Here is a 13,764-nt window from a genome sequence, read left to right as displayed (position 1 = left end):
GTCAGGACTTGTTGACCTTCAGCGCGGCGATGATCTTCCCGATGATGTCCGCCGACGCGGTGTCACCGATGGGTGTGCTGCCGATGAAGACGGTGACCGGCTTGGTGTCGACGGCGATGACGGTGACGGAGTCGCCCTTGACGTTGCGGGTGGGGTCGGCGATCGTCACGTTGGCGTCCGCGCGGGCGGCCTTGGTTCCGTCGACGGTGATCGACGAGGTCTTCGTCGGGCCGAGCGTCGGCGACGCGTTCGCATAGCCGGGCCCGTTGGCGATGCACTGCAGCAACTTCGACGCCTGCGCGGTGACGTCCATGCTGGCGGCGAAGTTCGTGACAGCCACCTCGGCCGTCATCATCCATTGGTTGGCGCCCGGCACGTCCTGGGCGACCCCGACCGCCCCGATGAGGTTCGGGTCCTGGTCGTCGGAGAACAACGTCCAGTTGGGGGGCACGGCGGAGGCCGGGAACGACAGCTTGCCGGCGGTGATCGAGTCGGTCCGGGGGATCTCGCCGCCGGACACGTTGGGGGTGCAGTCGGTGGCGGTCTGGGCCGAACCCTTCGGCTGGCTGGCCGTGGTGCTCGTCGACGAGGGAGCGGCCTTCGGCGGCTTACCGTGGCTGCCGCCGCGAACCACCATCAGGGTCGCCACCAGCGCGATGACGGCCAGGACGACGAGACCACCGATGATCAACCACGGCAGCTTCGAGCCGGGCCCGCCCGGTGGCGGCCCCGGCGGGTAGGACCCGGGCGGGAACTGCTGGCCCCCTTGTGGGTACCCCGGCGGCGGATACGGATACGGGCCGGTCGGCGGGTACGGTTGCGGGCCCTGCGGCTGGCCTCCCCAATGCGGTTGCTGCCCATACGGATTCCCGTAGGGGCCCTGACCGTAGGGACCTTGGTCGTAGGGGCCTTGACCGTGGGGACCTTGGTCGAAGGGGCCGCCGGGCGGAGCCGTCATCGCTGCACCACCCCGCCTACGCCTCCGGCTTGACCTTGGCCATCGCCAAGACATCCAGGCGACGGTCCAGCTCTTCCTCGGACAGCTTGTCGCCGATCAGGCCACGGTCGATCACGGTCTGGCGGATTGTCTTGCGCTCCTTGAGGGCCTGCTTGGCCACCGCGGCCGCCTCCTCGTAGCCGATCGCCGAGTTCAGCGGCGTCACGATCGACGGCGACGATTCGGCCAGCTCCCGCAGGTGATCGACGTTGGCCTTCAGCCCGATGATGCAGCGCTCGGCGAACAACCGCGACACGTTGGTCAGCAGCTTGAACGACTCGAGGACGTTGCGGGCCATCATCGGGATGTAGACGTTGAGCTCGAACGCGCCACTCAAACCACCGACGGCGACTGCCGCGTCATTGCCGATCACCTGCGCGGCCACCTGCGTAACCGCTTCCGGCAGAACGGGATTCACCTTGCCCGGCATGATCGAGCTGCCCGGCTGCAGGTCCGGCAGCTGAATCTCGGCCAGCCCGGTCAGCGGGCCGGATCCCATCCAGCGGACGTCGTTGGCGATCTTGGTCAGCGAGACCGCGATGGTGCGCAGCGCGCCGGACGCCTCGACCAGGCCGTCACGCGCCGCCTGAGCCTCGAACGAGTTGGCGGCGGTGCGCAATTCGTTCAGGCCCGTGGAGGCGATCAGCGTCTCGACCACCTTGGCGCCGAAGCCGTCGGGGGCGTTGAGGCCGGTGCCCACCGCGGTGCCGCCGATCGCCAGCTCGCCCAGCCGCGGCAGCGTGGCGCGTACCCGCTCGATCCCCGCCTCGATCTGGCGGGCGTAGCCGCTGAACTCCTGTCCCAGGGTCACCGGCACGGCGTCCATCAGGTGCGTGCGGCCCGACTTGACCACCGTGTGCCATTCGCGGGCCTTGCCGGCCAGCGCGTCGTGCAGCACCTCGAGCGCCGGGATCAGGTGGCGCACCGCGGCCTCGGTCGCCGCGATGTGGGTGGCGGTCGGGAAGGTGTCGTTCGACGACTGCGACATGTTCACGTCGTCGTTGGGGTGCACCGTGACACCGTTGGCGGCCGCGATGCTCGCGATCACCTCGTTGGTGTTCATGTTCGAGCTGGTGCCCGACCCGGTCTGGAAGACGTCGATGGGGAATTGGTCGTCGTGCAGGCCGTCGGCGATCTCGGCGGCGGCGGCGATGATCGCGTCCGCCTTCTCCGGCGCCAGCAGCCCGAGGTCCTTGTTGACTTGCGCGCAGGCGCCCTTCAGCAGGCCCAGCGCGCGGATCTGGGTGCGCTCCAAACCGCGGCCCGAGATGGGAAAGTTCTCCACCGCGCGCTGGGTTTGCGCGCGCCACAACGCCTTTGCGGGCACCCGGACCTCGCCCATGGTGTCGTGCTCGATGCGGTATTCGGTATCGGTGGCGCTCTCGGCCATAGGTAGCAGTCCTCGCTGGTTCTCGGTCTAGGGCAGGGGATAGGCGGCGGTGCTGTCGCCGGTGAAGTCGATGGAGGAGTACTCGTTGAGCTTCGAGAGCCGGTGATAGGCCTCGATCATGCGCACGGTGCCCGACTTCGACCGCATCACGATCGACTGCGTGGTGCAGCCACCCGGGTAGTACTGCACGCCTTTGAGCAGGTCGCCGTTGGTGACCCCGGTGGCGCAGAAGAAGACGTTCTCCCCGGACACCAGGTCCTCGGTGGTCAGCACCCGATCGACGTCGTGTCCGGCGTCGACGGCCTTCTGGCGTTCCTCGTCGTCCTTGGGCGCCAGCCGCGCCTGGATGGCACCGCCCATACACCGGATCGCGGCGGCGGCGATGATGCCCTCGGGGGTGCCGCCGATCCCGGCCAGCATGTCGGTGCCCGAGTTTGGCCGGCAGGCCGAGATCGCGCCGGCGACGTCGCCGTCGGTGATCAGCCGGATGCGCGCCCCGGTCAGCCGGACGTCCTCGATCAGCTGGGCGTGCCGGGGCCGGTCCAGGATGCACACGGTCATGTCGCGCACCGACAGCGCCTTCACCTTGGCGACGGCCTTGATGTTCTCGGCGATCGGCGCGGTGATGTCGAGCACGTTGGCGGCCTCGGGCCCGACGGCGATCTTGTTCATGTAGAACACCGCCGACGGGTCGAACATCGCGCCGCGGTCGGCTACCGCCAGGACCGAGATGGCGTTGGGCATGCCCTTGCTCATCAGCGTGGTGCCGTCGATCGGGTCCACGGCGAAGTCGCACTCCGGGCCGTCGCCGTTGCCGACCTCCTCGCCGTTGTAGAGCATCGGCGCGTGGTCCTTCTCGCCCTCGCCGATGACCACCACGCCGCGCATCGACACCGTGTTGACCAGCTCGCGCATCGCGTCGACGGCCGCGCCGTCGCCACCTTCTTTGTCGCCGCGCCCCACCCAGCGGCCGGCGGCCATGGCACCGGCCTCGGTTACCCGGACCAGTTCCAGGGCCAGGTTGCGGTCCGGGGCTTCACCACGTGGCCGTCCTGGTGGGCGGTCGCCCTCAACTGTCATGGTTGGAGATTGTCCCAGAAGCGGATCGGTCTGCTGGAACTGGGATACTTGGGGGATGACCGAAGAGCCGCCGCTGAACGCCAGCTCGGATGCCCATGTCACGGGCGAGCCGGCCCCGGCGGCCGGGGCCCTGCCGGGGCCGGTTTCACGGCCCGCCAAACCGCGGTTGCTGCAGGACGGCCGCGACATGTTCTGGTCGCTGATCCCGTTGGTGCTCGGCTGCATCCTGCTGGCGGGCCTGGTGGGCATGTGCTCGTTCCAGCCCGGCAGCCACCGGGGCGTGGTGCCGTCCTACGACGCGGCGGCGGCCCTGCGCGCCGATGCCGCCACCCTGGGCTTTCCCGTCCGGCTGCCCAAGCTGCCCGCCGGCTGGCAGGCCAACTCGGGCAACCGCGGCGGTATCCAGGGCGGGCGCACCGACCCCGCGACCGGCCAACGGGTGAACGCGACCACCTCGGTCGTCGGCTACATCAGTCCGACCGGGATGTATCTGAGCCTCACCCAGAGCAACGCCGACGAGGACAAGCTGGTGGGTTCGATCCATTCGTCGGCGTATCCGGCCGGAACGGTCGACGTCGCGGGGACCAGCTGGGTCGTCTACAACGGCGCCGGCCAGAGCGGGGCGGACGCGGAGCCGGTGTGGACCACCCGGCTCACCGGCCCGTCCGGAGCCACCCAGATCGCGATAACCGGCGCCGGCACCACCGATCAGTTCCGTACGCTTGCTTCGGCGACGCAATCCCAACCGCCGCTACCCGCGCGCTGAGGAAGGGCCGAGTGTGACCGCACCCCAAGCGGATCTGTCCGGATGGTCGGTGGCGCCGTTCAGCGGCGGCGGCTACACCCATGACGTCTACCGCAAGGGCAGCGGACCGGGGGTGGTCCTGATCCCCGAGATCCCCGGAATCCACCCCGGCGTGCTTGCCCTGGGCAACCACCTGGTGGACAACGGCTTCACCGTCGCCATGCCGTCGCTGTTCGGCGAGCCGGGCCGGGGCAAGACGATCGGGCACATCGCGGCGAGCGTCAGCCGGGCCTGTGTGGCAAAAGAATTCGCGGCGTTCGCGACGAACAAACAGCGGCCGGTGTCGTTGTTCCTGCGGGCGCTGGCGCGTGACCTCAACGCGTCGACGCCGGGCAAGGGGGTCGGGGTGATCGGCCAGTGTTTCACGGGCGGCTTCGCGCTGGCCGCCGCGGTCGACGACAGCGTGCTGGCCCCGGTGTTGTCGCAGCCGTCGGTACCGCTGCCGCTGGGCCGCGCGCGCCGCCGCGACCCGGGACTCAGCGAGTCCGAACTGAGCGCGGTCGCCGAACGCGCCGCCACCGAAGGGCTGTGCGCCATGGGTTTACGGTTCAGCGAGGACCCGGTGGTGCCGGCGGAGCGCTTTGCGGTGCTCAAGGAGCGGCTGGGCGACGCGTTCGAGGTGATCGAGATCGACTCGCGGCCGGGCAACCGGTACGGCTTCGCCAGGACCGCGCATTCGGTGCTGACCGACGAGGTCCGCGAAGTCGACGGCCACCCGGCCTACGAGGCCCGCAAGCGGGTGGTCGAGTTCCTCACGCAACGGCTCACCTAGGCCACGGCATGCCCGACGACGCTCTCGTAGTCGACACCGTCTACGGCCCGGTCCGGGGTGCCGACCTGGGCCAAGCTCGGGCATGGAAAGGCGTCCGCTACGCCGCGCCGCCCGTCGGTGCCCTGCGGTTCCGGGCGCCGCAGCCGCCCGAGCGGTGGAAAAAGGTCGCCGACGCCACCCGCTACGGCCCGGCATGTCCGCAACCGGTCTTTCCCAACATGCCGCTCGACCTGGGCGCGCCGCAGGGCGAGGACTGCCTCCGGCTGAACGTCTGGGCGTCGTCCGGCACCCAGCCGGGCGACCGTAAGCCGGTGATGGTCTGGCTGCATGGCGGGGCTTACGTCCTGGGCTCGGGCAGCCAGGCGTTGTACGACGGTCGCCGGTTGGTCAGCGGCGGTGACGTGGTCGTGGTGACGGTCAATTACCGTGTCGGAGCGCTCGGTTTCATGGACCTGTCGTCATTCACCACCTCGCGGCGGCGGTTCGATTCCAACGTCGGACTGCGCGACGTGCTGGCGGCGCTGACGTGGGTGCGGCACAACATCGCCGCGTTCGGCGGAGATCCCCGCAACGTCACGCTCTTCGGCGAATCCGCCGGCGCGGGGATCGTGACGACCCTGCTGGCCTGCCCGGCAGCCGACGGCCTGTTCGCCCGCGCGATCGCCCAGAGCTCACCGGCCACGTCGGTGTACGACCGGCGCAGGGCGGAGCGCGTGGCCGAGACGGTCCTCGAACGGCTTGACGTCGATGCGGACCGGTTGCCGAGCGTGCCCACCGCGGTGCTCCTGGCCGCCTCCCAAGAGGTCTTCGACGAAGTGCCCGTGCGCAACCCGGGGATTCTGGCGTTCGTCCCGATCATCGACGGCGAGCTGCTGGACGACTACCCGGTCAAGCGGGTGCAGGAGGGCCGCTCGCTTCCAATCCCGCTGATCATCGGCACCAACCGGCACGAGGCGGCGCTGTTCAGGTTGATGCGCTCACGGCTGATGCCGATCACCCCCCGCGCGATCACGTCGATGTTCGATCAGATCGCCGCCGAACAACCCGACCTGCAACTGCCCACCGAGGAGCAGATCGGATCGGCGTACTCGCGATTGCGGCGCGGGGCAAGGAGTTTGAGCATCGCGACCGATGTCGGGTTCCGGATGCCGTCGGTGTGGCTGGCCGAGGGCCACTCCCGCGTCGCGCCGGTGTATCTGTACCGGTTCGACTACGCGACCCCGTTGCTGAAGCTGCTGTTGGTCAATGCCGCCCACGCGACCGAGTTGCCTTATGTCTGGGGCAATCTCGGCGGTCCGAAGGACCCAACACTCAAGCTCGGCGGCGCCGCGACCGCCAAGGCGGTATCCAAGAGGATGCGGACCCGCTGGGTCAACTTCGCCGCACGGTCGACGCCCGCGGGTCCGGACGGCGAGCCGGACTGGACGCCCTACCGGGCGGACGACCGCGCCTGTCTGATCATCGACAAGCGCGACACCGTCGCGCGCGACGTCGATGCGAGCATCCGGGCGGCCTGGGGCAGCCAGATGGTGGGTTTCCGGTAGCGGCGGGTCAGGCCGTGGGCTTGGCGGCGGTATTGCCTTGCTGCGCTTCGGCCTTCATGCGCTGGAACATGTCGACGTAGTAGGGCAGGCATTGCGACATCGCCTGCTCGGTGGTGAACAGCGGCTCATAGCCGAGGTCGCGGCGCGCCTTGGCGATCGAGAAGTAGTTGTCCAGATAAAGCCGCTCGACCGCCAGCGGCTCGAGCAGCGGCGCGGGTATGCCGAAACGGAAATGCAGCCGCTGCCAGCCGGTCATCGCCGCGCGGACCATCGGCCCGTTGACCCGTACCCGGGGCCAGCTCACCCCGCAGGCCTCGACCACCGGCCGCGCGAATTCGAACATGTTGATGGGTTCGTCGTCGTTGATGAAGTACGCCTGGCCGGGAGCGGTGCCGCCGGGGACGAGGTGCTCGGCGGCCAGGATGAAGCCGTGAATCAGGTTGTGCACGTAGGAGTTGTCCAGCCGGGCCGACTTGCGGCCGATCAGCACCTTGACGTGGCCGGCGATCACGCTTTCGAACAGCCTGCGGAACATCGTCTGGTCGCCGCGGCCCCAGATCCCGCTGGGCCGGATCGCGCACGTCAGCATCCCGACCCCCCCATTTGGCCGCGCGTTCTGGTTGAGGACGAATCGCTCGGCGACCACCTTCGTCTCGGTGTACAGGTCGTTGAACCGGTCGGTGTAGGGCAGGGTCTCATCCCCGCCGGCGATGTTCTGGCCGCCCATCACGACGCTGTTGGACGAGGTGTAGACGAATCGCTTGACCCCGGCCGCCTGCCCGGCATGCACCAGGTTTTCGGTGCCGCCGACGTTGACCGCGAAACTGCGCTGCCGGTACGCGTCGGTCACCGACGCGCCGCCCATCAGGTCGATGATCGCCGCGGTGTGGAACACCGTGTCGATGCCGTGCACCGCCTGGGCGCACACCGCCGTGTCGGTGATGTCACCCTCGAGCACCTCCAGCTGTGGGTGCTGCGCGAGCGATGACGGCGCGCGGTCGAACGAGCGCACTTGATACCCGCGGTCCAGCAGGGTGGTGACCAGGTTGGCGCCGACGAACCCGGAGCCCCCGGTGACCAGGACGCGGCCGAGTTCGGTCGTCAGTGATGCATCAGCCATGGGCCGCAGCATAACTGAAACGTGTTCCAATTTGAAAAAAAGTCACGACTAGAACTTTCGTCGAATGGCCAAATCAGGCGTCGTCCGGCTGGCCGGCCGCGAGCGCATCCTCGATCCGCTTGCGGGCGCCAGCTAAGTGCTCCTCGCAGCGTTTCGCGAGTTCTTCGCCCCTTTCCCATAGCTTCAGCGATGCGTCGAGATCTAGCCCGCCCTGCTCCAGCTGGCGGACGACTTCGATCAGTTCGTCGCGGCACGCTTCGTACCCCAGGCTACTAATGGGCGTAATTGATTGCTCCTCTTTATCCGCCATCGGTCGGCCCCTCGCTCACCGCGGCGACGGCGCCGTCGGCAACCCGCACCCGCAGCCGGGCGCCCGCCGGGGCGTCGGCAACCGATCGCAGCACCACCGGGGACCCGGCGTCCGGAACCGCCTGCACCACCGCATAGCCGCGGGCCAGGGTGGCTGCCGGGCCCAGCGTCGCCAGGCGTGCGCTCAGGTGACCGACGCGCTCGGTCTCGGCGGCGGCCCGGCGGGTGATGTCGCGGCGGATCGCCGACCTGGCCCGGTGGATCTCGTCGGCGCGCGCCGTCAGCGCCGTCAACGGCTCGGCGAGCACCGGCCGGCTGCGGACCTGGGCCAGCGCGCGTTGTTCGCGGGACACCCAGTTGCGCAGGGCCTGCGCGCTTCGCCGGCGCAAGTCGTCGATCAGGCGCTGCTCGGCGGCGGTGTCGGGCACCACCTTCTTCGCCGCGTCGGTGGGGGTGGCGGCGCGCAGATCGGCCACCAGGTCGCACAGCGGGTTGTCGGGTTCGTGGCCGACCGCGCTGATCACCGGGGTGCGGCAGGCCGCGATGGCGCGGCACAGCGTCTCGTCGGAGAACGGCAGCAGGTCCTCGACGCTACCGCCGCCGCGGGCCACCACGATGACGTCGACCTCGACGTGGCGGTCGAGTTCGTAGAGGGCGTCGACGATCTGGGCCACCGCATTGGGTCCCTGGACCGCGGTGTTGCGGACGGCGAAGCGCACCCCGGGCCAGCGTCCGGTTGCCACCGTCGTCACGTCGCGTTCGGCGGCGCTGGCCCGCCCGGTGATCAGCCCGATCATGTTGGGCAGAAAGGGGATTGGCCGCTTGAGACGGGGGTCGAAGAGGCCTTCGGCGTCCAGCAGCCGGCGCAGCCGGTCGATGCGCGCCAGCAGCTCGCCCACGCCGACGGCACGAATCTCGCTGAGCCGCAACGAGAATGTGCCCCGGCCGGTGTAGAACGACGGCTTGCCGCAGACCACCACCTGGGTGCCCTCGGCCAGCTTCACCGGCGCGTTGGCCACCAGGTCGCGCGAACAGGTCACGCTCAGCGACATGTCGGCGGCGGGGTCGCGCAACACCATGAACACCGTCTTGGAGTCGGGCCGCGCGCTGATCTGGGCCAGTTGTCCCTCGACCCACACCGTGCCGAGTTTGTCGATCCAGCCCGCGACGCGAATGGCCACCGCGCGCACCGGAAACGGGTTCTCGGCGGAGTTGGGTTCGGAATGTGCGGCTGGGGTCACTTCGCGTTCGCGCGGGTGATCCTGTTGGCCAGCAGGGTCTGGAACGGAGCGCGGGCCTTGGTGGCCTGCTCGTAGGCCAGCAGGGCTTCCAGTTCGTCGACGCTCAGCGACTGCAGGCGCGCCCGCAGCTGCGCCAGTGTCAGCGTCGCGTAGTCCAGCTCGCTCACCACCGACGGTTGCGGAACCGCCGGCGCGTCCGCGGATTTCCTGCCCTGCTTCAACGGGGCCGCATCGGAGGCGGCGTCGGCGAGCGAGTACAACGCGAACCGGCCCTCGGTTCGGCGATCGCCTTCGCCCGCCTCGGCGCCGCCGGCCGTTTCGACCGCGTCGGGCAGGTCCTCGTCGAAGGTCGCCCACTCCGGCTGCTCGTCCTTGGGCGGGAAGATGCTTTCGAGCGTGCTGTCACCCTTGATCGCCAGCTCGGCGAGGTTCTGCTGAAATCGCATCACAATGTGCGCCGCCTGACTGGCTAATGTCATGGGGTACATCAGGATGGTCTTCGGCAGCTTCATGGTCTCCTCGACGGCGACTGTCGCCGCGCCGACCAGTAGCCGAACTCCATACGGTGCAGTAGCCATGGGTCCAAGATTGCCCTAAGCGACGGCTAACTCCAAGCCCACCGGCGCGAGCTGGCAAGCCCGTGCCGGCAGAACGTACCCTGGGTGTCATGCCGCCGACTGTCGACATGGGAATTCCCGGCGCGTCCAGCTCGGTAGCCAGCGATCCAGCCCGCAAGCGAGTGCTTCTGGCCGAGCCGCGTGGCTATTGCGCGGGCGTGGATAGGGCCGTCGAGACGGTCGAACGCGCGCTGGAGAAGCACGGGGCGCCGGTGTACGTGCGGCACGAGATCGTGCACAACCGGCACGTGGTGAACACGCTGGAAAAGGCCGGCGCCGTGTTCGTCGAGGAGACCGACGAGGTGCCCGAGGGGTCCATCGTGGTGTTCTCCGCGCACGGGGTGGCGCCGACGGTGTACGCGGCGGCCGCCGAACGCAACCTGCAGACCATCGACGCCACCTGCCCGCTGGTGACCAAGGTGCACAACGAGGCCCGGCGATTCGCCCGCAACGACTACGACATCCTGCTGATCGGGCACGAGGGCCACGAAGAGGTCATCGGGACCTCCGGGGAGGCGCCCGACCACGTGCAGCTGGTGGACGGGGTGGCCGCCGTCGACAGCGTGACGGTCCGGGACGAGAACAAGGTGGTCTGGTTGTCGCAGACCACGCTGTCGGTCGACGAGACCATGGAGATCGTCGAGCGGCTGCGGCAACGGTTCCCGAAGTTGCAGGACCCGCCCAGCGACGACATCTGTTATGCGACCCAGAACCGGCAGGTCGCGGTCAAGGCGATGGCCCCCGAGTGCCAGCTGGTGATCGTCGTCGGCTCGCAGAACTCGTCGAACTCGGTGCGGCTGGTCGAGGTGGCCCTGGGCGGCGGCGCGGCGGCCGCCCACCTGGTGGACTGGGCCGACGACATCGATCCCGCCTGGTTGGACGGGGTGACCACCGTGGGCGTGACTTCCGGCGCGTCCGTCCCCGAGGTCTTGGTGCGCGGTGTGCTCGAGCGGCTCGCCGATCACGGCTTCGATGTGGTGCAGCCGGTCACCACGGCCCAGGAAACCCTGGTGTTCGCGCTGCCGCGCGAGATCCGGTCACTGCTGTAAAGACGGGCCGGGCGGAGCTCAGGCGTCGTATTCCCAGGATTCCGTCGGGGGCCGCTGCGGCCGGCCGGATGTCCGTGAACGGTTCCGGCGCTCCGGGCGCGGCTCGGCGGGCTCGTCGGCCCCCCGATAGCGGACCTGCGAGATCGGATGATGCGTGCCATTGTTGCCGTTGGTGGCGGGGCGGCGGCGCCTTGGCTCGTAGGTCGGTTCATAGCTGTCATAGCGACCGAAGTGCTCCGGCGCACCGGGCGGTTCGTACCTGTCGTACCCGTCGAAACGGCTGCTCCGCGGCGCGGGCCGCTCGTAGGGCTCGTCGTAGGGCCGCTCGTAGGGGTTGCGTCGGGTGCGCGGCTCGCGCCGGCCGTCCCGGGCCGACTGGCCGCGCGGGTCCGCATCGGCGTCCGGCCTGGGGCGGCGTCGCGACCGCCGTTCCGCGGCGTCGTAGTCGCGGGCGGTCGCCGACCCTCTCCGGCTCGAGCGCCGCTCGCCCGGTTCGGCCGCGGCGTCCAGCGGTTCCCGGGTATGCCGGGAACGGGCCCGGGCGGAACGGGCGGCGGACCGGTCACTGCGCGCCGTCCGGCGGGCCCGGGATGCGCTACCGGTCCCGCGGTCGCGGCGCGCCCTCGCCGGGGCCGCCTCGTCGGCGTCGTCGTCACCGGATTCCGCCCGCACGATTGCCTGCAGTTTGGCGACCGCTTTGGCGACGAAGCCGCCGACGACGGACCCGATGTCGGCGGACTCCCCGTCGTCGGAGGCGTCGGCCGCCGAGGTCGCCCGCTGCGACTGGCCGAAGTACCACCTGACCAGCCCGATCAGCAGCACGATGCCGGCGGTTCCCAGCATCAGCGGAAAGCGTTCGATCAGCGGGTAGCCGCAGTTGATCAGCAGGTCCTTGAGATGGCCGATTTTGGCGTCGTGGAACAACCAGTAGGCGCCGGGCACCGCGCAGAAAAGTATCAGCGGGGGCTGGATGATCGCGGTGAACAGCCCGTCCTGGCGCACCGCCAGCACCGCCGCCACGCAGCCGGCTATATAGAAGCCGGCGAAGACATGGGTCAGCTCCTTGTGGCCGGAGTCGATTCCGTAACCGATCGCGGTGGCGGTAACGGCGAGGAGCAGGGCGGCATACCACGGGATACCGGGGATATTCGGGTGGATCGAGCGGTGGGATGGCTCCACCGTCGACGTCGGCCGCTGTCCTGACACATGTAGACCGTACCGGCAATGGGCCGAAAGCCCCGTAAATACCTCATAGGGATGCCGGGCGTGCCATGCCCCGGACCCGTGAGCGGCGCGGGGAACGGTCCATGGCGGCCCGCGCCGGCGCCGACCCCTAGACTTGGGTCCCTGTGAGCCTGAGCCTGGGAATCGTGGGTCTGCCCAACGTCGGTAAGTCGACTCTGTTCAACGCGCTGACCCACAACGACGTGGTCGCGGCCAACTATCCGTTCGCGACGATCGAACCGAACGAGGGCGTCGTCCCGCTGCCCGATCCTCGACTGGACAAGCTGGCCGAGCTTTTCGGCTCCGAGCGCACCGTCCCGGCGCCGGTGACGTTCGTCGACATCGCGGGCCTGGTCAAGGGCGCGTCCGAGGGGGCGGGGCTGGGGAACAAGTTCCTGGCCCACATCCGCGAATGCGACGCCATCTGTCAGGTGGTCCGGGTGTTCTCCGACGACGACGTGACCCACGTGGCCGGTGAGGTGGACCCCAGGTCGGATATAGAGGTCGTCGAGACCGAGCTGATCCTGGCCGACCTGCAGACGCTGGAGCGCGCCCTGCCGCGGTTGGAGAAGGAGGCCCGCACCAACAAGGAGCGCAGGCCGGTGTACGACGCGGCCGTCGCCGCCCAGGAGACCTTGAACGGCGGCAAGACGCTGTTCGGTGCCGGGGTGGACGCGTCGCTGCTGCGGGAGCTGAACCTGTTGACCACCAAGCCTTTTCTGTACGTCTTCAACGCCGACGAGGCCGTGCTGACCGACACGGCGCGGGTCGCGGAGCTGCGGCAGCTGGTGGCGCCGGCCGACGCGGTGTTCCTGGACGCGGCCATCGAAGCCGAGCTGAACGAGCTCGACGACGAGTCGGCGGCCGAATTGCTGGAGTCGATCGGCCAGAGCGAACGCGGCCTCGACGCGCTCGCCCGCGCCGGCTTCCACACCCTCAAGCTGCAGACGTTCCTCACGGCGGGCCCAAAGGAGGCGCGCGCGTGGGTGATTCACCAGGGCGATACCGCGCCGAAGGCCGCCGGGGTGATCCACACCGATTTCGAGAAGGGCTTCATCAAGGCCGAGATCGTGTCCTTCGACGACCTGATCGCCGCCGGCTCGATGGCGGCGGCCAAGGCGGCGGGCAAGGTCCGCATGGAGGGCAAGGACTACGTCATGGCCGACGGCGACGTGGTCGAGTTCCGGTTCAACGTCTAGCGAACGGATCATCACTCGACCATGCTGGACAGATGGCGACGGTCGAACACAGGAAACCGTGGGTACGGCGGTCCGCCGGGATCCTGGCGGGTTGCGGAGTGGCGTTGTCCGCCTTCGGGCTGACGGGGGGAGTCGCCCACGCGGTGCCGGCGCCCACCTCCCATTGGTGTCCGGGCAGTGCGTGGGACCCGAGCTGGGGCACGGTCTACAACTGGGACTGGAATCAGTGCCACGACTGGCAGGGTCACGCGGGGCAGAGTTTCCCGGCGGGCGCGGGCCCGTGGGGACCCCCGCCGGCGTGGGCGCCGCCGGCACCGCCTCCACCGGCCTGGGCCCCCGGGGCCCAGCTGATGTGGAACCCGACCGGCCCCGGCAACTGGGGATTCTGGAACCACGGGATCTGGACTCCGGTCTAGA

The 13,764-nt window shown here is 69.4% G+C and carries 14 protein-coding genes; 6 read left to right on the top strand and 8 right to left on the bottom strand.

Translation table 11 applies throughout. From position 1 onward, the window contains the following. Nucleotide 1: 1 nt before the first annotated feature. The 3 genes from AWC03_RS10590 to glpX are packed head-to-tail and all read right to left on the bottom strand — an operon-like array spanning nucleotide 2 to nucleotide 3,467. Nucleotides 2-958 carry a hypothetical protein gene (locus AWC03_RS10590; protein ID WP_085240445.1) on the bottom strand — a complete coding sequence of 319 codons (957 nt, stop codon included), beginning with the start codon at nucleotides 956-958 and terminating at the stop codon, nucleotides 2-4. Between the two features lie 16 nt (nucleotides 959-974). Then, a complete protein-coding gene (locus AWC03_RS10585) occupies nucleotides 975-2,387 on the bottom strand; it encodes a class II fumarate hydratase (protein WP_085240444.1) in 1,413 nt (470 codons plus the stop codon). 27 nt (nucleotides 2,388-2,414) lie between these two features. Continuing rightward, nucleotides 2,415-3,467, bottom strand: coding sequence for a class II fructose-bisphosphatase (gene glpX, locus AWC03_RS10580; RefSeq protein ID WP_090421210.1), 1,053 nt, complete (start codon nucleotides 3,465-3,467; stop codon nucleotides 2,415-2,417). 55 nt (nucleotides 3,468-3,522) lie between these two features. Here glpX and AWC03_RS10575 point away from each other — a divergent pair, with 55 nt between their 5' ends. The 3 genes from AWC03_RS10575 to AWC03_RS10565 are packed head-to-tail and all read left to right on the top strand — an operon-like array spanning nucleotide 3,523 to nucleotide 6,588. Next, nucleotides 3,523-4,233: a DUF4245 domain-containing protein gene (locus tag AWC03_RS10575; protein WP_085240443.1), complete on the top strand. Its 711-nt coding sequence runs from the start codon at nucleotides 3,523-3,525 to the stop codon at nucleotides 4,231-4,233. A 13-nt stretch (nucleotides 4,234-4,246) separates the two neighbouring features. Then, nucleotides 4,247-5,044, top strand: a complete 798-nt coding sequence (locus tag AWC03_RS10570) for a dienelactone hydrolase family protein (protein ID WP_085240442.1) — start codon at nucleotides 4,247-4,249, stop codon at nucleotides 5,042-5,044. Nucleotides 5,045-5,052: 8 nt separating this feature from the next. Beyond that, on the top strand, nucleotides 5,053-6,588 hold the full coding sequence (locus tag AWC03_RS10565; RefSeq protein ID WP_085240441.1) for a carboxylesterase/lipase family protein: 1,536 nt from the start codon (nucleotides 5,053-5,055) through the stop codon (nucleotides 6,586-6,588). Between the two features lie 7 nt (nucleotides 6,589-6,595). Here AWC03_RS10565 and AWC03_RS10560 read toward each other — a convergent pair whose 3' ends face one another. The 4 genes from AWC03_RS10560 to AWC03_RS10545 form a co-directional block, all read right to left on the bottom strand. Next, complete coding sequence (locus AWC03_RS10560; protein WP_085240440.1) at nucleotides 6,596-7,720, bottom strand: 3-beta-hydroxysteroid dehydrogenase; 1,125 nt, start codon at nucleotides 7,718-7,720, stop codon at nucleotides 6,596-6,598. A gap of 61 nt (nucleotides 7,721-7,781) precedes the next feature. After that, nucleotides 7,782-8,018 carry an exodeoxyribonuclease VII small subunit gene (locus AWC03_RS10555; protein ID WP_085240439.1) on the bottom strand — a complete coding sequence of 79 codons (237 nt, stop codon included), beginning with the start codon at nucleotides 8,016-8,018 and terminating at the stop codon, nucleotides 7,782-7,784. Then, the gene (xseA, locus tag AWC03_RS10550; RefSeq protein ID WP_085240438.1) at nucleotides 8,008-9,258 is read right to left on the bottom strand and encodes an exodeoxyribonuclease VII large subunit; all 1,251 of its coding nucleotides are present in this window, start codon (nucleotides 9,256-9,258) and stop codon (nucleotides 8,008-8,010) included. Before xseA ends, AWC03_RS10555 begins: the two co-directional genes overlap by 11 nt. Then, a complete protein-coding gene (locus AWC03_RS10545) occupies nucleotides 9,255-9,836 on the bottom strand; it encodes a lipid droplet-associated protein (RefSeq protein ID WP_085240437.1) in 582 nt (193 codons plus the stop codon). Before AWC03_RS10545 ends, xseA begins: the two co-directional genes overlap by 4 nt. A gap of 89 nt (nucleotides 9,837-9,925) precedes the next feature. On the opposite strand from AWC03_RS10545, the gene AWC03_RS10540 reads away from it, so the two are divergent. Then, nucleotides 9,926-10,924 (top strand): 4-hydroxy-3-methylbut-2-enyl diphosphate reductase, encoded by a 999-nt coding sequence (locus AWC03_RS10540; RefSeq protein ID WP_085240436.1) that lies wholly within the window; start codon nucleotides 9,926-9,928, stop codon nucleotides 10,922-10,924. A gap of 18 nt (nucleotides 10,925-10,942) precedes the next feature. Here AWC03_RS10540 and AWC03_RS10535 read toward each other — a convergent pair whose 3' ends face one another. Beyond that, nucleotides 10,943-12,130: a DUF6542 domain-containing protein gene (locus tag AWC03_RS10535; protein WP_211279221.1), complete on the bottom strand. Its 1,188-nt coding sequence runs from the start codon at nucleotides 12,128-12,130 to the stop codon at nucleotides 10,943-10,945. Nucleotides 12,131-12,273: 143 nt separating this feature from the next. Here AWC03_RS10535 and ychF point away from each other — a divergent pair, with 143 nt between their 5' ends. Then, nucleotides 12,274-13,347 (top strand): redox-regulated ATPase YchF, encoded by a 1,074-nt coding sequence (ychF, locus tag AWC03_RS10530; RefSeq protein WP_085240434.1) that lies wholly within the window; start codon nucleotides 12,274-12,276, stop codon nucleotides 13,345-13,347. A 32-nt stretch (nucleotides 13,348-13,379) separates the two neighbouring features. Continuing rightward, complete coding sequence (locus AWC03_RS10525) at nucleotides 13,380-13,763, top strand: Mtp family mycobacterial-type pilin (RefSeq protein WP_208859357.1); 384 nt, start codon at nucleotides 13,380-13,382, stop codon at nucleotides 13,761-13,763. Nucleotide 13,764 lies beyond the last annotated feature (1 nt).

Origin of the sequence: Mycobacterium europaeum, assembly GCF_002102155.1 — a bacterium.
Lineage (GTDB): Bacteria > Actinomycetota > Actinomycetes > Mycobacteriales > Mycobacteriaceae > Mycobacterium > Mycobacterium europaeum.
The sequence above is the reverse complement of the archived record's forward strand: the minus strand, read 5'-3'. Positions and strand labels throughout refer to the sequence as shown.